The 19,066-nt window shown below is 28.3% G+C and carries 15 protein-coding genes; 11 read left to right on the forward strand and 4 right to left on the reverse strand.

What is annotated here, in order from left to right; translation table 11 throughout:
* Entirely contained in the window at nucleotides 1-2,805 is a 2,805-nt protein-coding gene (locus HMPREF2782_RS06075) for an AAA family ATPase (protein ID WP_070641580.1), read from the reverse strand.
* Between the two features lie 304 nt (nucleotides 2,806-3,109).
* On the opposite strand from HMPREF2782_RS06075, the gene gltX reads away from it, so the two are divergent.
* The 6 genes from gltX (at nucleotide 3,110) to HMPREF2782_RS06105 (ending at nucleotide 11,888) form a co-directional block, all read left to right on the forward strand.
* Nucleotides 3,110-4,591, forward strand: a complete 1,482-nt coding sequence (gene gltX / locus HMPREF2782_RS06080) for a glutamate--tRNA ligase (protein ID WP_070641582.1) — start codon at nucleotides 3,110-3,112, stop codon at nucleotides 4,589-4,591.
* A gap of 1 nt (nucleotide 4,592) precedes the next feature.
* Nucleotides 4,593-6,011, forward strand: a complete 1,419-nt coding sequence (cysS, locus tag HMPREF2782_RS06085) for a cysteine--tRNA ligase (protein WP_070641583.1) — start codon at nucleotides 4,593-4,595, stop codon at nucleotides 6,009-6,011.
* Nucleotides 6,011-6,724, forward strand: coding sequence for a 23S rRNA (guanosine(2251)-2'-O)-methyltransferase RlmB (rlmB, locus tag HMPREF2782_RS06090; protein ID WP_070641586.1), 714 nt, complete (start codon nucleotides 6,011-6,013; stop codon nucleotides 6,722-6,724). The genes cysS and rlmB overlap by 1 nt, the downstream gene beginning before the upstream one ends.
* The gene (locus HMPREF2782_RS06095; RefSeq protein WP_070641589.1) at nucleotides 6,711-7,235 is read left to right on the forward strand and encodes an NYN domain-containing protein; all 525 of its coding nucleotides are present in this window, start codon (nucleotides 6,711-6,713) and stop codon (nucleotides 7,233-7,235) included. The genes rlmB and HMPREF2782_RS06095 overlap by 14 nt, the downstream gene beginning before the upstream one ends.
* A gap of 89 nt (nucleotides 7,236-7,324) precedes the next feature.
* A complete protein-coding gene (locus tag HMPREF2782_RS06100) occupies nucleotides 7,325-8,326 on the forward strand; it encodes a sigma-70 family RNA polymerase sigma factor (protein ID WP_004839833.1) in 1,002 nt (333 codons plus the stop codon).
* Nucleotides 8,327-9,071: 745 nt separating this feature from the next.
* Nucleotides 9,072-11,888 (forward strand): MiiA motif-containing surface protein, encoded by a 2,817-nt coding sequence (locus HMPREF2782_RS06105; RefSeq protein WP_070641592.1) that lies wholly within the window; start codon nucleotides 9,072-9,074, stop codon nucleotides 11,886-11,888.
* Between the two features lie 112 nt (nucleotides 11,889-12,000).
* Here the strand turns inward: HMPREF2782_RS06105 and HMPREF2782_RS06110 are convergent, their stop codons facing one another.
* Entirely contained in the window at nucleotides 12,001-13,023 is a 1,023-nt protein-coding gene (locus tag HMPREF2782_RS06110) for a PTS sugar transporter subunit IIC (RefSeq protein WP_070641595.1), read from the reverse strand.
* Between the two features lie 260 nt (nucleotides 13,024-13,283).
* Here HMPREF2782_RS06110 and HMPREF2782_RS06115 point away from each other — a divergent pair, with 260 nt between their 5' ends.
* The 4 genes from HMPREF2782_RS06115 (at nucleotide 13,284) to HMPREF2782_RS06130 (ending at nucleotide 16,847) form a co-directional block, all read left to right on the forward strand.
* Complete coding sequence (locus HMPREF2782_RS06115; protein ID WP_070641598.1) at nucleotides 13,284-14,144, forward strand: nucleoside hydrolase; 861 nt, start codon at nucleotides 13,284-13,286, stop codon at nucleotides 14,142-14,144.
* A complete protein-coding gene (locus tag HMPREF2782_RS06120) occupies nucleotides 14,141-14,659 on the forward strand; it encodes an FUSC family protein (protein WP_070641601.1) in 519 nt (172 codons plus the stop codon). Before HMPREF2782_RS06115 ends, HMPREF2782_RS06120 begins: the two co-directional genes overlap by 4 nt.
* Before the next feature lie 81 nt (nucleotides 14,660-14,740).
* Nucleotides 14,741-15,631: an ABC transporter ATP-binding protein gene (locus HMPREF2782_RS06125; RefSeq protein ID WP_070641604.1), complete on the forward strand. Its 891-nt coding sequence runs from the start codon at nucleotides 14,741-14,743 to the stop codon at nucleotides 15,629-15,631.
* Entirely contained in the window at nucleotides 15,624-16,847 is a 1,224-nt protein-coding gene (locus HMPREF2782_RS06130) for an ABC transporter permease (protein ID WP_070641607.1), read from the forward strand. The genes HMPREF2782_RS06125 and HMPREF2782_RS06130 overlap by 8 nt, the downstream gene beginning before the upstream one ends.
* A 170-nt stretch (nucleotides 16,848-17,017) precedes the next feature.
* Here HMPREF2782_RS06130 and HMPREF2782_RS06135 read toward each other — a convergent pair whose 3' ends face one another.
* Nucleotides 17,018-17,305 carry an AraC family ligand binding domain-containing protein gene (locus tag HMPREF2782_RS06135; protein WP_070641612.1) on the reverse strand — a complete coding sequence of 96 codons (288 nt, stop codon included), beginning with the start codon at nucleotides 17,303-17,305 and terminating at the stop codon, nucleotides 17,018-17,020.
* Nucleotides 17,306-17,359: 54 nt separating this feature from the next.
* Nucleotides 17,360-18,016, reverse strand: a complete 657-nt coding sequence (locus HMPREF2782_RS06140; protein ID WP_070641617.1) for a hypothetical protein — start codon at nucleotides 18,014-18,016, stop codon at nucleotides 17,360-17,362.
* Nucleotides 18,017-18,236: 220 nt separating this feature from the next.
* Between HMPREF2782_RS06140 and HMPREF2782_RS06145 the strand changes: the two genes are divergently transcribed.
* On the forward strand, nucleotides 18,237-18,779 hold the full coding sequence (locus HMPREF2782_RS06145) for an ECF transporter S component (RefSeq protein WP_070641621.1): 543 nt from the start codon (nucleotides 18,237-18,239) through the stop codon (nucleotides 18,777-18,779).
* Nucleotides 18,780-19,066: the final 287 nt, after the last annotated feature.

Consider the following 19,066-nt stretch of genomic DNA (forward strand, 5'->3'; position numbering starts at 1 on the left):
TTACTCCTTAATTTGTTCCAAATCCTCTATTGTAATTGTGTTTACATCATCTTCATTTGTATTTGAAATTCTTTGGCTCATTATTCTGATTAATTTTTCATTAAAATTTCTAATCCATCGTCCATTACTATGGTCATTTGATTTGTTATAATTATTTTTTACAACTTGATAGTAAAGTTGTTCATCAACCTTATATGCGAATTTATCCAAGCTTGATAAGCCGATTTTTACAAGCTCATCTACAGTGTAGTCTTCAAAATAAAATTTGTTTGGAACTCTTGATTGAAGACCTGAATTTAAAGATAGAAATTCTTTCATTTCCTTGCTATATCCAGCAAATATTATTACTATGCTTTCTCTATAATCTTCCATAAATTTCAAGATTTCATCTATTGCTTCATTTCCAAAATCATTATCAGATCCTTGTGATAGGCTGTAGGCTTCATCTATAAATAAAATTCCACCAAGTGCTGATTTTAAAACGGCTCTTGTCTTAATTGCAGTTTGACCTATATAACCTGCGACAAGATCTGATCTTGAAACTTCTATAAATTTATTTTCTTTTATAATAGATTTTTGATAGAGAAGATTACCTAAAATTCTAGCAACGGTGGTTTTTCCTGTACCAGGATTTCCAAGAAATAGGGAATGCAAGGTGAAGTTTTGGATTTTTTGTCCTGAATCTCTTCTTTTTTTATTTAGCTCTGCCATAGAAATAAATTCATCAACTTGCCTTTTTACTTGATCTATTCCTATAAGATTTTGTAATTTATTATAAGCGTCCTCATCTTTTCCATCATAGTTTTTGTATTTGCCAATATTAAATACCTGATCAATATCCTCGTTTGTTAAAGTCGAAAGATCTGTTGATTCACTTTCGATAACTCTTGTCGCAAATACTTTTAGTAGTTTTTCGTTAAAGTTTCTAATCCATCTAGCGTTAGATTTATCTATAGATTGTTCATAAGCAAATTTCACATTTTTTTCATAATAATTTCTATCTTCTATTACATATTGCTTTTCAATTAAAATACTTTCTCCGATTTGAACAATCTCATCACTTGAGTAATCTTCAAAAACAAATTTGTTGGCAACTCTAGAGTTTAGACCAGGATTTGTATCTAAAAATTCCTCCATTTCCTTAGTGTATCCAGCGAAAATTATCATAATTTCACTTCTGTGATCTTCCATATATTTAAGAATAGTATTTATAGCTTCTTGACCGAAATTTACAGAGGAATCTCCCTTATTTAAGGTGTAAGCCTCATCTATAAATAAAATTCCGCCTTTTGCTTTTTCTAATAATTTATAAGTTTGCTCGGCAGTTTGACCGACGTTAGATGAAATTAAATCAGATTCACTAGCTTCAATGAAAATAAATTCTTCCTTATTATATAAGGCCTTATATTCAAATAATATCTCTCCAATAAGCCTTGCTACTGTTGTTTTTCCAGTTCCAGGATTTCCAAGAAATACAGAATGGAGCGAATTTTCTTCAGGAAGAAAACCCATTTGGATTCTTTTATTATTAAATTCGACCATCCTAATCATTTTGTTTATTTCATTTTTTACAGAATTTAATCCAACTAATTTATTAAGCTTATCGTATGGCGAAAGCTCGTTTTCATTTGATGAAATATTTTCATCATCTATATCGTCATATAAAAATTCCTCATCCAAATCATCATTTTCAATTAAGCCGACCTTATAATAGGAATCATCAGACCTTTCTATTTTTATTGGAGAATTTTCATCATAATAATATTCGCCGTTAATAGATAAAAATTCAGTTAATAAGGTAGAGCTACCATTAATTCTAATATTAGGGGCAAAATATCTATTAAGGGAAATTTCGTAAGCTTTAAGTATGGAGTTATCTTGAATAAGCAAGTCAATTTTTTCATTATTCTCTCCTTTTAAATTAAAGGAGTCTTCTACAATTGCAAGAGATTTTTGATTTATACAAAATATTTCATTAACAGTTAATTTTGAAATAAAAGCTCTACTAGAATTAATATCCACAGATGAAACTATGTCATCATTAGAGATCAAATATGAGTTTTCATTTAAAAACAAGCAGCTAGGGTAATTTTTTTGTATAAATAAATTGTTATTTGAATTTATATTGGTGTTATAAATGTATAAACAAGGATATCTTTTTTGGGTATCTCCTCCGTTGACAGTGGAGTTATTAATTTTTAAATCTGAATGTTTAGCATTTATTGCATTTGTGTAATATTTTTTTATACAGGACTTGTTAATACTTACATTAGAATAATCAAATGATAAAGAAAGACATAAGTCTGAATTGTTGATTTCTATATTAGAATTTTTTGCAAATAATTTAGAATAAAAATCTCCCTTATCAAATGTAGTAACATTTTCAAAATTTAAGCTTGAATTTTCAGAAACAAAAACTTCTGGATATTTTTCTTGACTAGAATCTAATTTTATAAGGTCAGTCCTATCTATTATTACTTTATTTAAAAAAACAGTGGAAGAATCTTTAATATTTAAAATATTATCAAATTTATTATTTGATTCTAACCACAAACTATTTATATTTACATTTGCTTTATTTTTTATGTTAAGTCTTCCAACAATTTTATTTGTATAATAATTTGTATTATCTTCAAAATTAACGTGACCTTCTAAGGTCAAATCTTTATCTATTTCAAAAAATCCATCTTCTAAAATTAGATGAAAATTTTCTTTTAATTCTAAAATATCGCCAGGACTACAAGCATAATAAGCTTGATAAAAATTCCAAGTATCGTTAGAATTGCCTATTAAATATCTTGCCATTTGTTCCTCCTTAATTTTATTTAATTATATCATATTTAAAATATAAAAATATCAATTAGTAATAGGAAGTTATTTTTTGAAAAATAATTTATTTTCATTTAAAAGTAGATCCTTATAATTGATAATAAATCTTGAAAAAATTTATTTTTTATGCTAGAATATAAGCAGTATTTGGGAGGGAGTGAGTTTTGCACTCCCTTTACTTTTCGCTATTTTTAAAAAATGTGAAAAATTTCAAAAAAATATAAGTTTATAAATTAGTCGAGATATTATATAATAAAAGTGATATTTTTAAGGAGGACTTATGACAGAAACAAGAGTTAGATTTGCACCATCACCAACAGGTTACCTCCACATCGGTGGACTTAGAACAGCACTTTTTAATTTCCTTTATGCAAGACATACTGGTGGAAAAATGCTTTTAAGAATTGAAGATACAGACAGAACCAGATTTGTTGAAGGAGCCTTGGAAAATTTATTGAAGACTTTAAAATGGTCAGGAATTGAAATTGACGAAGGTGTTATGCTTGATGAAAATGGAGAAATTACCGAAAAAGGAAATTGCGGCCCTTATATCCAATCAGATAGGGTTAAGGCTGGAATTTATGATAAATATATTGAAAAATTAATCGAAGAAGGCAAGGCTTATTATTGCTTTTGCTCAAAGGAAAGACTTGATAATTTAAGAGCAAGACAAAAAGCTGATGGCCTTACACCAAAATATGATGGACTTTGTCGTTCATTAACATTAGAAGAAGCAAAAGAAAAAATTGCTAAAGGAGAAAAATATACTGTAAGATTAAAACTTCCAAAAGATACAGATATTTCTTTCGAAGATAGGATTAAGGGAAAAATCACCTTTAATACAAATGATATGGACGACCAAGTTTTGATAAAAGAAGACGGATACCCAACTTATCATTTTGCAGTTATTGTTGACGACCATGAAATGGGAATCACCCACGTTGTAAGAGGGGACGAATGGATTTCTTCAACTCCAAAACACGTATTTTTATACCAAGCTTTTGGATGGGAAGCTCCAGAATATATCCACCTTCCTACAGTTTTAAATAAAGATCACAAAAAATATTCTAAGAGAAATGGAGATGGAATGGTTGAAGATTTCATCGAAAGAGGATATTTACCAGAAGGACTTATAAATTATTTGGCTCTTTTGGGATGGTCACCTGATAGTGAAGAAGAAATTTTTACAATGAAAGAACTTGCTGACCAATTTACTTTTGATAGGGTAAATAAAACCGGAGCAGTTTTTGATGTAAGAAAACTTGATTGGGTTAATGGTCATTATGTAAGGGAAATGAGCGTTGAAGATTTAGCAAAAGCTATTAAACCATATTGTATTGAAGCTGGATTTTTCGGTGAAGATTATCCAGAAGAAAAATTAAATCTTCTTGCAGCAACTTGGCAATCAGCAATTGATAAATTCACAGATATTAAAGACGAAGCTTATGTTTATTATGTAGATGATAAAGATATGAAATGGACTGATGAAGCAGTTGAAGCTATAAAAACTGATGAGGCTAAAACTTTGTTTGATGCCTTTATTGGAAAGCTTGAAGAAGTTGATGAAGTTGACCTAGACTTTGCAAAAACCATAATGAAATCTATCCAAAAAGAAACAGGAATAAAAGGAAAGAATTTATGGTTCCCAGTTAGGGCAGGACTTACAGGAAATGTTCACGGACCAGAACTTGTAAATGCCTTTGTAATTATGGGCAAGGAAAAAATGATCGACAGATTAAATTACGTTAAGGAAAATTTTTAATATGAAAATATATAATACATTCACAAGACAAAAAGAAGAGTTCAAGACAATTGATGAAAATAAGGTAAGAATGTATGTATGCGGCCCAACAGTTTATGATTATATGCACATAGGAAACGCCCGTCCTTTGGTAATTTTTGATACAATGAGAAGATATTTAAGATATCTTGGCAATGACGTAAAATATGTTGTAAATTTTACAGACGTAGACGATAAAATTATAAATAAGGCCATTAAAGATAAGATATCAACTAAGGAAGTTACAGATAAGTATATAAAAGCTTATATGGAAGATGCAAAAGATTTAAATCTTGACGAAGAAAATACAATCCATCCAAAAGCTACAGAAACTATGGATGATATTATAGAATTTGTAAAAGAATTGGTGGATAAGGATTGTGCTTACGAATCAAATGGAGATGTTTATTTTGATATTTCAAAAGCCAAAGATTATGGTCATCTTTCAGGAAAAAATATTGAAGATTTAAGAGAAGGCGCATCAAACAGATTAGATGATAAGGACAAGGGCAAAAAAAGAAATCCTATGGACTTTACCCTATGGAAAGCTACAAAAAAAGAGGGAGAAATCTCTTGGGATTCTCCTTGGGGTAAGGGTAGACCGGGCTGGCATATAGAATGTTCAACCATGAGTAAAAAAATATTGGGAGAAACAATAGACCTTCATGCTGGTGGAGAAGATTTACAATTTCCTCATCACGAAAATGAAATTGCCCAATCAGAAACAAGATCAGGCAAAAAATTTGCAAATTATTGGATGCACAACGGCATGATCCAAGTTGATGGAACCAAAATGAGCAAGTCTTTGGGAAATTTCTTTACTTTACACGATATTAAAAAAGAATATGACCTTATGATTGTAAGATTTTGGCTTTTGTCTGCAAGCTATAGACTCCCTATAAATTTCACAAGAGAAATAATAGAACAAGCCAAAAATTCCCTAGAAAGATTAAACAACGCCAAATTTAGGATGGATGATCTTTTAGAAAAAGCAAGTGGAAATTTAAAAGATGAAGAAAAAGAATTGGTAAAAGAGCTTGATAATTTTGAAAATAATTTTAGAAAAGTAATGGATGATGACCTAAACACTGCAGATGCCCTTACAGTTTTATTTGAAATTTCAAAATTTGCTAATACTAAACTTGATGAAAATTCTTCAAAAGAATTTGTAGAAAAAACTAGAGATTTATTTATAAAACTTGAAGATGTACTTGGTATAGAAAATAGGAAAAAAACAGACGATTCTCTTGATGAAGATTTAATAAATAAACTAATTGATGAGAGAAAAGAAGCGAAAAAAGCAAAAGATTTTGCTAAAGCTGACGAAATTCGTGACAAACTTTCTGAAATGGGAATTTTAATCAAAGATACCAGAGAAGGAACCAAGTGGGAGCTTAAATAATGGCAAGTATATATGGAAGAAAATCTGTGCTTGAAACCATTGATGCAGGTGAAAATATAAAAAAAGCTCATATTTTGGACAACAAGGGCAAAAATCACAAGCTAATTGATAAAATTATAAATAAATTAGAAGATAAAAATGTGCCAATATTTTATGAGGATAAGGATTATTTTTCAAAAATTTCTGGCAACCACCAAGGTGTTGAAATCGAAGTTGAAGATTACAAATACAAAGACCTTGATGATTTAAAAGATAAAAAAAGGCTAATGATTCTAGATCAAATAGAAGATCCTCACAATCTTGGGGCAATAATTAGAAGTGCAGAAGCCTTTGGTTTTGATGGAATAATTATTTCAGAAAGAAGATCTGCAAAAGTTAACTCAACAGTTTACAAAACAAGTGCAGGGGCAATCAACAACATTGATATAGCCATGGTTAAAAATATAAATAGGGCCATAAAAGAAATAAAAGAAGAAAATTTTTGGGTTTATGGACTAGCTGGAGAAGCAGAAGGGGATATTACCCAAACAGATCTTACAGGAAAAATTGCCCTAGTTGTTGGCAATGAAGGAAAGGGACTTTCAAGACTTGTAAGAGAAAATTGCGATGGACTAATAAAAATACCAATGCTTGGCAAAATAAATTCATTAAACGCATCGGTAGCAAGTGCAATCGCAATATATGAAAGTCTAAGACAAAATGGCTTTAACTAAAAAAAATATAACCTATGTTGATGGCTATAACATAATAAATTCTTGGCCTGAATTAAATCATATAAAAGAAAATTCCCTAGAGCTTGCTCGTGAAAAATTAATAGACGAGATGGCAGAGTACGCATCCCTTTCAAATGAAAATCTTGTTGTGGTTTTTGATGCCTACAATTCAGACGGCGAAAAAGAAAATATATTTGAAAAATTAGGCATAAAAATAGTCTATACTAAAAAATTTCAAACGGCAGACACCTACATTGAAAAAATGACCAACAAATACGCCCGTCGCCACAATGTAAAAGTTGTAACCGACGATGGGCAAGTTCAATCACTTGCCTTTGAAAGAGGAGCAAGCAGGATTACAGCCCTTGAGCTTAGGAATGATCTTTTAAATAAAAGGGTAAAAATAAAAAGAAATCAAAAAAAAGATTTTTCAAATAATTTCAAGCAATTTCCCTTATCAGAAGATGTAATAAAAAAACTTGATGATATAAAAAAAGACTTGGAAAAATAAATGGTAAAGGTAGATAAATTCAATTTATAAAAATTCAAATCATTTTTATAAGAACTTGACTGCTTAGGCAGATCAATTATGGTGGTTATATGGATAAAATAGATTTTAATGACGAAGAAGTCTTTGAAAAATTTAAAGATTTTTTCGATGAAGATGATATTGATGAAAAACAAGCCCAAAAAATTTATAAGGGCTTAACAGAAGATGAAAAAGAAGAATTTGAACAGTTTTTGGAAGATGAAGAGCTGGAAATAGAAGAGGAAGAAGATAGAAAAAAAATTAAAAATTCTATCGTTGCAAGGCAAAGATCCGACATAATTAGACTTTCAGATTTAACAAATGAGCAAATTGTAGAACAATTTCAAGAAGGAAACCAAAATGCTCTTGGCGCCTTGGTAGACAAAAACCAAGGACTAGTAAGAAGCAGAGCCTCATATTTTTATCGCTCACACGGAAACGACCTTGAGCTTGAAGATTTGGTCCAATCAGGAATGCTTGGAATGATAAGAGCTGCAGAAAAATTCGACCTGACATTAGGATACAAATTTACAACCTATGCCTATAAATGGATTGATAAGGCAATAAGAAAAGCAATCAACAAAGAAGGTCACACAATAAGAATACCAGCAGGAAAATATTTAAAATTAAACAAATTAAAACAAATATTAAAAGCAAATCCAGAAGCAAGCGAAGAAGAATTATACAAGATTTTAAAACAAGAAGGAATCGACAAAAAACAAGCCGACGATTTATTTTTAATAAATAGAAATCAAGTAAATTCAACAAGCTTGAATATAAATTTAGATTCAGAAGATTCAACAGGCGATGAATTGATGGATATGGTAGGAGACGATTCAATCCCAGTAGACGATCAAATCCTAAAAAAAGATATGGAAGATTTCCTAATGAAAGCTTTGGATCAATTATCAGATAGAGAAAAACAAATAATAATTTATAGATACGGTTTGGATAACGAAAAACCAAAAACCCTAGAAGAAATAGGAACAATTTATAATCTATCCAGAGAAAGAATAAGACAAATAGAAAACCAAGCCCTAGGAAAACTAAAACAATACAGCGACCAGGATTGATAATCAGCTTAAAAATGTGCCAGTGGCACATTTTTAATGATTATCCCACGGACTATAACTAAGAATTAAATTATGCAAAATAAAATACGATGCTAGATTATTAAAAACTGAGTGATAATTAGCAGATAAATAGCTTAAAAATGTCCCTGTGTGGACATTTTTAATATTTATCCCGCGGACTAAAACAAGGAATTAAATTTCGAAAAATAAAATATTATGCAAAATCATTACAAAAAGAATGATAAGTTAGCGTATAATTAGCTTAAAAACGTGCCAGTGTGCACGTTTTTAATATTTATCCCACAAAGCTGGAAAAAAATTCTAAAAAATAAAATTAACTGACAATGAGAAAAAATTCTACTATTTAAAAACTTAGAAAGTGCTCGCACTTTCTTTTTTTGAAAATTTTTAAAAAATTCTATGAATAATTTGAAATTTTCTAATAAATAATTTTTATTTATTTTTATCTTTAAAATTTCAAATATTTTTTCTCCCCAGAGTAAATTTTAGATATATTTATTTAAAAATCAAATTTTGCTTTTGCTATTTAAAAAATCCCTCACATTTCATACATTTTTATTTCACAAAAAGCTCATATTTACTAACATACACCTATTAAGTTTGCTAAATTAAATCAATAAACTTTCTTGAAAATTTTTTGTTGACACTTTAGAAATATTTTGGTAAGATATGAAAATAATGTATAAAACAAAACTAATACAATATAAAAGATGAGGTATAAATTATGAAAAAACAAAAATTAGCAAAATACGCTATGGTGCTTGCTTTGTCTTCTAGCATTATTTTTTCAAATGGAAAAATGGTAAGGGCTGAAGAAAATCTTAATGTAAATTCTATAAATATGGATAGTAAGGAAGAAATTGAAAATAAAATTGAGCTTATTAAAAAAGAAATTGCTCAATTAGAAAAGCAATTGAATGAGAAATTAAAAGAAAAAGAAGAATTGCTTAAAGAAAAATCTGAACTTTCTAATAAATTATCCAAGAAAAATGACAAGTTGGCTAAGGAAATTGATGATTTAAAAAATAAAATCAAGGAACTTGAGGATAAAGAAGCTGAAAACCAAAAAATTCTTAAATCTTTTGATGAAAAATTAGCAAAAGCTAATGAGGAAAAAGAAAATTTAAGAAAAGCCCTTGAGAAAAAGGAAAAAGAAATTGAGGATGTAAAAAACTTTGATCCAGCAAAGGATAAGAAGACCCTTGAAGAAAGTATAGAAGAAGATAAGAAAAAAGAAAAAGAATCTTTGGAAAAAACAAAAGATTTAAAGGCGAATGTAGATAAGGAAAATGAAAATTTAACTAAGAAAACAAATGCTTATAATAGGGAAAACGCCCTTATTGAAAGATATGATTTAGATTTAGTTAAAGCTGAAAAGGACTTGTCTAAATTAAAAGAAGAAAAAGAGAAACTTAAAGAAAAAACTGACAAATCAAATATAGATAGGGCAAAAATTGAGGAAAAGATTGCAGAATTAGAAAAGAATAATGAAATCAATGAAATACTCAAAAAAGATGCCGAAGAAAAATATAATAAGGCTAAAGCTGATTTGGAAATAAAAAAAGCTGAACTTAAAAAAATTATGGATGAAAATCCAGATTATGATCCGGATTTAGATAGTAAAATTGATTCTAAAGAAAAAGAATTCAAAAAATTAGAAAGTGAAATTTCAAATTTTGATACAAAAATTCAAAATTTAAAAGGTCAAAAGGATAATAATTCTGAATTGATAAAACAAAAAACTAAGGAAATTGAAAGACTTGAAGGCGAAATAAATGCAGAAAAAACTAAGCTTGATAAGGTAAAGGCAGATCTTTCAAATTTGAATGATTCTCTTGAAAGAGCAAAGGCTGCAAAGAAAAATTATGAGAATTCAAAAAAAGATAATGCTGTCAATGCAGCTCAAACAGGCGAAAAAGTTCCTAATTTTGACAAAATATTTAAGGATATTGAAGCTGAAATTCAAGCTAAAAAAGCTGAACAAGCAAGTATAGAAGGAAAAATCAACCAACTTTCCAGCAAACAAAATGAAGAAAAAAATGCATCAAGTAATTTAAGCCTTGAAAATCAAAATATTGGTAAAGAAATTCAAAATTTAGAAGCAAGTGTTAATGATAAAAAAACCCAAGCAGGACAAGTACAAAAAGAATTAGATGGTTTGGAAAAACAACTTCAAAACAAGCCTTCAAAAGATTTACTTGATAAAATTGAAGATTTGAAAAAAGAAATAAAACTTCTTGAAAATAAAGTTGTGGGTGGAGAAACTGCTATTGGGATTGTAGAACAATCAAAAGAGATTTTTGAAAAAGGTTTAAAAGAAAACAAGGAATTAATAAAAGATTTTATAGCTTTAGATGAACTTGATAAAAAAATAGAGAAATTAGAAAAATACATTGAAAGTACAAAAGAGGCTAAAAAAGAAACTCAAAAAAGAGTTGAAGAACTTAAAAAGGCAAAAGAAGAACAAGAAAATCTTTTGGAAAAAGCTAAAAAAGATTTGCAAGTAGAAGAAGAAAATCTTAAAAATATTCAAAATAGCATTGAAGAAAAACAAAATAGATTAAAGGCTGTAGACAATAAAGACCAAGCAATTAAAGATCTTGAAGAAGAAAAAGCAAAAATTCAAGAAAAAATTGACGCAAATAAGAAAGAAATAGAAGAATTAGAAAAAGAAAAAAATGCTAGCAAGGCTTTAAGTGAAAAGACAGCAAATGAGATAAAAACTCTTAAAGAAAAACTCTTGAAATTAGAAGAAGAACAAAAGGCTGAAGATGAAAAAGAAAAAGAGTTAAGAGAAAAAATAAAAGAAATAGATGAAAAAATCAATGGTTTAGATTTGGAAATAAAAAATCTAAAAGCTGAAATTATTAAGAAAAGACAAATGTTAGCTGCTTTAGAACAAAAACCAATTGCTGATACAATTGATCCAATTCTTCCAAAAGATAGGGTAAAAGTTAAAAATTTAGAAAAATTAACAGAAAAAGAAAAAGAGGAAATTAAAAATAATATTGAGAAACTAAACAAGGATAATTTCCCAAAAGGAACACAAGTAGAAGTAGATGAAAAAGGAAATGTAAGTGTAACATATCCAGATAATTCTAAAGATACAATTAATGCTAGCGATTTGGTTGAGAAAATGGGACAAGCACAAAATAATAAAACAGATGCTCAAAATAATCCAGCAGTAATTCCAGCTAAGACTTTGGTTAAAGATAAAAATAATTTGACTGATAAAGAAAAAGCAGAAATTGCTAGTAAGGTTAAAAAATCAAATCCAAAGGCTATAAACATTGAAGTGACAAAAAATGGTAGTGTAACAATAACATATCCAGATGGTTCAAAAAATATGATTGATGGCTCTAAGCTTGTAAGTAAAAAAGCAAAAGAAATCACATCAAATTCTAAAAAAGCAAAACTTACACCAGCTAATAATAAAACAAAAAATGTCAAAACTGGAGTAGGTTCATCAGCAAGTATTTTGACAATCTTGGCAGGTTCTGTAGGCGGCCTATTTGTTTCTAAAAAAAGAAAAAATAAATAAATTCAATTTAACAGATGAAAACTTGGATAAGAATTTAAAAAATTACAAATAAAAATGGACTGTGCATTGCATAGTCCATTTTTAAATTTAAAATATTTTTATTAAATAAATTTTATTTGGAAAAATCCAACTTCATATCTCCATCTTTTATCCAGCCTATTTTTTTTATGAAATAATAAATTATTAAGGAAACTATGGCTGGAAGAATTATGTGCATAATTATTATTGTAAATAATAATTTTAAAAATGGGACATGGCCCATTGCTGTGAAAGTTGAAATTTGTCCTACCAAACCGCATGTTCCCATTCCTGCTCCTATTGGAGAATTTTCTAGTTTAAAAATTATTGTTGAAAATGGTCCTAGTATCGCTGAAGCAAGTATTGGTGGAATTAAAATTTTTGGATTTCTCATTATATTTGGCATTTGCAACATACTTGTTCCAAGTCCTTGAGCAATTAAGCCTTGGGTTTTATTTTCTTTAAATGAAATTACTGCAAATCCTATCATTTGACAACAACAACCAATTGTTGCAGCTCCTGCCGCAAGCCCCGAAAGACTTATGGTCATACAAAGAGCAGCCGATGAAATTGGAAGGGTTAAAACAATTCCTACAATTACTGAAACAATTATTCCCATTATAAAGGGTTTTTGTTTTGTTGCATCCATTATAATTATTCCGATTTTTGTCATAAGCGTTTGGATAAAAGGTCCTACTAAATTTGCAATCATTACTCCGACTAAAACCGTCACAACTGGAGTTAAAACTATGTCGATTTTTGTTTCTTTTGAAATTATTTTTGCAATTTCTACTGAAATTAATGTAGCTATAAAAACTCCCATTGGACCTCCCAATTTATTTGCGGCAAGTCCTACAATTGTTGATGAAAATAAAATCAACCTGTCAGCGTTTAAAGCGTAGGCGATTGATACGGCGATTGCAGGTCCTGTGGCTTCTTGGGCAAGAGGCCAAATTGTTTCTGACAAAAATTTTATGTCAAAAGATTTGCCGATTGTGTTTAAAATTGTTCCAACCAAAAGTGTTGCAAAAAGTCCGAAAGCCATTGAGCCTAGGGCATCAATAAAATAAACTTTTGCCGATAAACTTATTCCTTTTCTTTTTAAAAATTCTTTCATTTTTTCCTCCTAATCATTAAAAACTATTTTATTATATAAATTATTATTTGTAAATATTCACAATAATCGTTCATCTTCTTATATTTATTTAATTAATTTGTATTTTGTCAAACAATTATATATTTTGAAAATAAAATTAAAAACCAAGAAGTTTTAATTGACTATAAAAATTAAAAATATATTCTTTATATTTTTGCTTATAAAATTTGATAGAAAATTCAATTAATATTGGTATAATTTTTAAAAAAAGGAAGTGAATTATGGAAAAAGAAAAACCATTTATTTATATAGATACAAATTTTACTTTATCAGAAATTTTGATGCTTAAAATGGCATTTAATTCTAATGAATTTGAAATTGTTGGAATTTCTTCTGTAAGCTCTTTTATGGATTCGAAATTTGCCGCAAAAAATATTCTTTCTATGGCAAATATGGAAGATTTAATTTTGCCAATTTGTGAGGGTTCATCTTCAAATTTAAAAAATCAAGAAATTTTGATTAGAGGAGAAAATTCTTTGATTTTTGACAAGACAAAAGATTATTTATCTGATGCAAGTCCTGAAGATTTTTTATATGATTTGGCGAAAGATTGTGGAAGACTTGATATTATTGCGACAGGTCCTCTTACAAATATAGCAAAAGCAATAATAAAATATGATGATTTTATTTCATACATTGACCATATTTTTATTTTGGGTTCAAATTTTTCTTCTGGAGATATTACAAAAAATTCAGAATTTAATTTTTTTACCGACCCAAAGGCTACAAATATTGTTTTGAAAGAAGATATTGAAACTTTTATTTTGCCAATAGATATTTCGAATTCATTGACCTTGCCTGATGAAATTTTGAAAAAATCAACTTCTGATCCTGTTTTTGAAAATATCAAAAATCTTTATAAATTTTATCCGAAAAATGAAAGAGAAATCAAAGCTGCAATCTTAATTTATATGGTTTTGAAACCACAAGCATTTATTTTTGAAGAAAAAGCTATCAAGGTAAATGAAGATTTTGATAGGGGAAGTATAGTTGAAATCAATTCAAAAAATAAAAAATATATAGCAAACAGAGTAAATGAAGATACATTTTTTGATTTTTTATTTGATAGGCTTGGCTTATGAAATTAAAAAAACCGGGACAAAGAATTTTCAAAACAGCTTTGGCTGTATTTTTATCTTTTACATTTTCGCATTTTAGATCGGCAAATGCCTTGCCATTTTATTCTGCCATAGCTGCTATAATTTGTACAAAAAATGACGTAAACGGCTCAATTGATATTGGATTAAATAGGATTTTGGGAACGTGCATTGGAGGCTTTGTTGGATTTTTATATCTTTTATTTGTTAGGAAAAATTTTACAAATGATATAGGAAATTATTTTTTGATTTCTATAATAATGGCATTTTTAATTTGGATTTTATCATCAATGGATAAGCCAAATGCAATTTCTATTATGTGCATTGTTTTTGCATCTGTTTCAATAAATCATTATGGAGAAAATTTTGGAGCTATAAATTTTGCCCTAAATAGAACTTTGGATACATTGGTAGGAGTTGTAATTGCTATTTTGGTAAATTCAATTGATTTTGAAATTTTAAAATATATTAAATACAAAAGACAAAAAGATGAGAGATAAACTCTTGTCTTTTTTTAATCCACTTTTCTATGGTAAAATAGTAATGAATACATTTTGTATTTAAAAAATTAAGGAGTACGTATGCTAAAGGTAGAAAGATTAAGTAAAAGTTTTGGCGATCTTCTTGCTTTAAATCAACTTGATTTTGAAGTAAAAGATGGAGAACTTTTTGGAGTTATAGGACAAAATGGCGCTGGAAAGTCAACACTTTTTAGGTGTATAATGAACTTTTATTCAAAATATGATGGCAAGATTACTTATAATGGGAAAAAATTTTCAAAAGTTCCTTTAGAAAAAATTGGATTTTTGCCAGAAGAAAGATCTCTTGATTCAAAAAGAAAAGTTGAAGATCAAATAAGATATTTTGCCAAATTAAATAAAATGAATAATATTTCTGATGATAAATTGAAAGAATGGTTTGAATATTTTGAAATTGATGGAAAATTATCGTCAAAAATCAAGGAACTTTCAAAAGGAAACCAACAAAAAGTTCAACTTCTTTGTGCTTTAATTTATAAGCCTGAGTTTGTAATTTTGGATGAGCCTTTTTCAGGTCTTGATCCATACAACATCAGACTTTTGGAAAAAATAATCAAAGATGTAAACAAAGAAGGAACGACAATTATGTTTTCATCTCACAATATGGAAAATGTGGAAAGTCTTTGCAAAAAATTGATAATGCTTAAAAAAGGAAATATAGTTTTAAATGGTTCGCCACAAGAAATTAGAAATTCTTACGAAAGAAAGAAAATTGTAGTCGAATCAAGCGAAGATTTATTTTTCTTAAACGATGAAAATATAGAAATGATTAGCCAAGACGGTAATAAGTGGACTTTTATTTTAAAAAATGAAGATTACGCAAAAGTTATTTTCAAAAAAATTGTAGATAATATTGGCTTTGTTCCATATTTTGACCAATCGCCTCCTACATTAAATGAAATTTTTGCAAGAAAGGTGGAAGAAAATGAATAGATTTATGACTGTATCAGTTGATACTTTAAAAAAACACCTTAAATCGCCTACTTTTTGGATTATGGTTCTTATGCCTTTTATTATGGCGGTAGTTATTGGAATAATTTCCTACATTTCTTATTCAACTAAAACTCCAGACACAATTGCAGTTGTAACGGAAGAAAAATACAAGAAAAATTTCCATAATAATCCTATGGTAGATTTTGAATTTAAAGAAAAAAATGAGGCGAAAAAAGCTCTTGATAACAAAGATATTTCAGCTTATCTTGAAGTGAAAAACAAAGACGGACTTTTAAATTTTGATTATTATGGAGATACAACAGCAAAAACTCCAATGCTTGTAATAAATTCTTTGGCAGAGTCCATGCAAAGAAAAGAAAATTTAAAAAATTCAAATATTGACGCCAAGCAAAATGCGATAATTAGCCAAAAACCTGTGGTAAATCTTCACGAAATAAAAGATAATTTAAAAAATCCAGGAAATATGCTAGCCCTATTTGCTACAATTTTTGTAATGTATTTTGTTTTAATTTTTTATTCACAAATAATAATGCAAGATATTGCAGTTGAAAAAGGCACAAAAATGCTAGAATTTATTTTCTCATCAGTAAAAGCTGGCACTTATATGGCTGGAAAAATTTTTGGAACAATTCTTGCTATGCTAGTTCATTTTGGAATTTATTTAGCCTTGGGACTTGTTGGATTTGCCATAATTAAATTTACAGGATTTTACGAAAAAATAAAAACGATGCTAGGATTTAATATTTCTGAAATTTTTGAAGGAATAAATTATAAATTAGTTGGAGAAATAGTTTTATTTATGGTTTTGGGATTGATTTTATATATAATCCTTTCAGCTATGCTTGGATCTTTGGTACAAAAGCAAGAAGATGCAGGAAAAATGGCAACACCAATTATGCTAATAATTATGTTTTGCTATTTTATTTCCACATCATTTGTAGGAAGTGAGCCAAATAATTTTATAAAAATCCTATCCTACATCCCATTCTTGTCAACATTTTTTATGCCAATGAGATTAATCTACGAAAACGCAAGCCTTTTACAAGGAATGATTTCCCTAATAATTTTGTTAGTAGGAATTGTTTTAATGTATATAATCGCAGCAAGAGTTTACAAGAAAAATATCCTAAATTATTCAACAAATAAATTGTTTGGAAGAGAAAAAAAATTAAAAATTAAAAAGAAAAATAAATAAAAAACTGGATGTTGCAAATTGTAAATTACTATCGTCCTATTATCATAGATTTTTTAGAAGTTTCGTATTAAGCTTATCGGTTTATTTATGCGAAACTTCGTTATGATTTTCTATCATAATATTGGAACGATTTAATAATTTTGCAACATCCTTTTTTATTTTTAAAATTTTTAAATTTTTGCCTTTATAACCATCAAATCACTATCATTGATTGCCTTTAAGGCGTGCATTTCATTAGGATCCATAGATATTATATCGCCAGGAACTATAATCTCATTTCCATTTTCTCCAACGAAATCAACCTTGCCCTTATAAATTACAACCACCACATTTTTATCTGACTTATGGCTTGGAATTTCTTCACCTTTTTTGATTTGAAGGTGGGTAATTTGTAGTTTGTCTTCGTCTAACAAGTGTTCAAATTTACCATCTAAAATATTTGCACTTAATTTTTTCATAAAGCCTCCTTATTATTTTTCCAAGATATACTTATCCATTTTGTATAATATTTTTTATTTTTTGTAAATTCTATAATTAATTCCACCAACAAGGTCAACTGCGTAAGGGGAATTATCAAAATATCCTTTCAAAAATTCATACCTATATTCATGGTATGGAGAAATTTCTTCTTTTAATTCAAAACCATTTTTATTAATTTCAAAAGCTTCGTGGTGATCGTGGCTGTGACCTCCTTCACAAGTATTTGAAAGAGAATCTTCTGGATTTATAAAATCTTTGAAATATTTTTCGTGAGTATTTACATTTGTAATTAAAAATAAATCTCCATTTTCATCTATTGTTGCAGAAAGTCCGTTATCACAAGGCATTCCATCAAGGAGCATCATGTTTAAATCTTGAAAAATTTCATTATAATCAGAGAAATTTTTCCCTTCTCCTTGTTTTTTTCCAAAATCAAATAATTTTTCTTTTGTATTTTCGCTATTTTTTATTGCATAGGCAAGTCTATTTTCTACAACATCAATTTTTGAATCAAGCCAGCCGTGAATATTTTCTTGGTCGATTAAATTTTCCAAATTATCAGTTGAAACTGGTTTAATTTTTTCGTCAATTTCTTTTGTATTGCCATCTAAAAGAAAATTTGTAATTTTATCTTGAAATTTTATTTTTTCATACATCATATAATGTATTGGTCCTAAAAATTCGCTCATCTATAACTCCTTTTTGTTTTTAATTTATTATATAAAAAATTCAAATTAATTTCTGTAACTCATGTTACATTTTTAATTTTATAGAAAAAAATTGAATTTTAAATTTGAAAATGGATATTTATAAAACATTTTATAGAAAAATGATATATTTACACATTTTCCTTTGTATTATATAATTAGTTTGTGATAGAAAAACGTAGAAATAAAAATAGGAGGACTAATGAATAAATTATCTACAAAAAAACTTACATATACAGGACTTTTTATAGCCTTGGTATTTATTTTTTCAGCATTTTTTCAAATACCACTCAAAACGCCAATGGGAGATACAAGATTTCATTTAGGAAATGCCTTTTGTCTTTTGGGAGGAATAATTTTAGGACCAGGACTTGGAGGACTTGCAGCAGGAGTTGGTTCTGCAATTTTTGATTTAACAAATCCACTTTATTTTGCATCAGCACCATTTACATTTATAAATAAATTTATGATGGGCTTTGTGGCAGGTTTGATTTTTCACAAAACAAAAATAAAAAATGAAAAAGCAAAAGCAGCTCTTGCAGGATTTTTTGGACAAATAACTTATATTATTCTTTATTTGTTATACACTTTTATAAAAAATAAAGTTGCAATGGGATTGTCATTTGAAGCAAATATGGTAGAAGTTGTACAAAAACTTGGAGTTTCTTCAATAAATGGAGTTATTTCTGTAATAATAACAGCTATTTTTGCAATGGCACTTTTAAAAAGAGTAAAAATGGACTAGAAATAGTCCTTTTTTAAATGCAGATTTTTTTATTTTTTAAGCTTAATGTTTTTCTATGATTTACTAAATTACAATTAATTTTTAATACTTCGTTACTAAGGGGACAAATTAGGGGACTTCCGATTGTCCCCACAATTTTTCCCCTTAAACCCCTTTCAACGAACCCCCTTAACCGGCCCTTGCAGGGAGCAAAAATCAGAAAGAAACTAAAGTTTCTTTCAGTTTTTAAATTGATTATCCAAATTTAATAAAGATATAAGCCCAAAATAAATAAATTCTAAGTTCAT

Origin of the sequence: Anaerococcus sp. HMSC068A02 (genome assembly GCF_001811125.1) — a bacterium.
Lineage (GTDB): Bacteria > Bacillota > Clostridia > Tissierellales > Peptoniphilaceae > Anaerococcus > Anaerococcus vaginalis_C.

Bases quoted from the DNA above. Each gene is read 5' to 3' on its own strand.
- HMPREF2782_RS06145 (WP_070641621.1), top strand. From the start codon at position 18,237: ATGAATAAATTATCTACAAAAAAACTTACATATACAGGACTTTTTATA.
- HMPREF2782_RS06120 (WP_070641601.1), top strand. From the start codon at position 14,141: ATGAAATTAAAAAAACCGGGACAAAGAATTTTCAAAACAGCTTTGGCT.
- HMPREF2782_RS06135 (WP_070641612.1), bottom strand. From the start codon at position 17,305: ATGAAAAAATTAAGTGCAAATATTTTAGATGGTAAATTTGAACACTTG.
- HMPREF2782_RS06095 (WP_070641589.1), top strand. From the start codon at position 6,711: ATGGCTTTAACTAAAAAAAATATAACCTATGTTGATGGCTATAACATA.
- HMPREF2782_RS06125 (WP_070641604.1), top strand. From the start codon at position 14,741: ATGCTAAAGGTAGAAAGATTAAGTAAAAGTTTTGGCGATCTTCTTGCT.
- HMPREF2782_RS06100 (WP_004839833.1), top strand. From the start codon at position 7,325: ATGGATAAAATAGATTTTAATGACGAAGAAGTCTTTGAAAAATTTAAA.
- HMPREF2782_RS06105 (WP_070641592.1), top strand. From the start codon at position 9,072: ATGAAAAAACAAAAATTAGCAAAATACGCTATGGTGCTTGCTTTGTCT.
- HMPREF2782_RS06075 (WP_070641580.1), bottom strand. From the start codon at position 2,805: ATGGCAAGATATTTAATAGGCAATTCTAACGATACTTGGAATTTTTAT.
- gltX (WP_070641582.1), top strand. From the start codon at position 3,110: ATGACAGAAACAAGAGTTAGATTTGCACCATCACCAACAGGTTACCTC.
- HMPREF2782_RS06130 (WP_070641607.1), top strand. From the start codon at position 15,624: ATGAATAGATTTATGACTGTATCAGTTGATACTTTAAAAAAACACCTT.
- rlmB (WP_070641586.1), top strand. From the start codon at position 6,011: ATGGCAAGTATATATGGAAGAAAATCTGTGCTTGAAACCATTGATGCA.
- HMPREF2782_RS06110 (WP_070641595.1), bottom strand. From the start codon at position 13,023: ATGAAAGAATTTTTAAAAAGAAAAGGAATAAGTTTATCGGCAAAAGTT.
- HMPREF2782_RS06115 (WP_070641598.1), top strand. From the start codon at position 13,284: ATGGAAAAAGAAAAACCATTTATTTATATAGATACAAATTTTACTTTA.
- HMPREF2782_RS06140 (WP_070641617.1), bottom strand. From the start codon at position 18,016: ATGAGCGAATTTTTAGGACCAATACATTATATGATGTATGAAAAAATA.
- cysS (WP_070641583.1), top strand. From the start codon at position 4,593: ATGAAAATATATAATACATTCACAAGACAAAAAGAAGAGTTCAAGACA.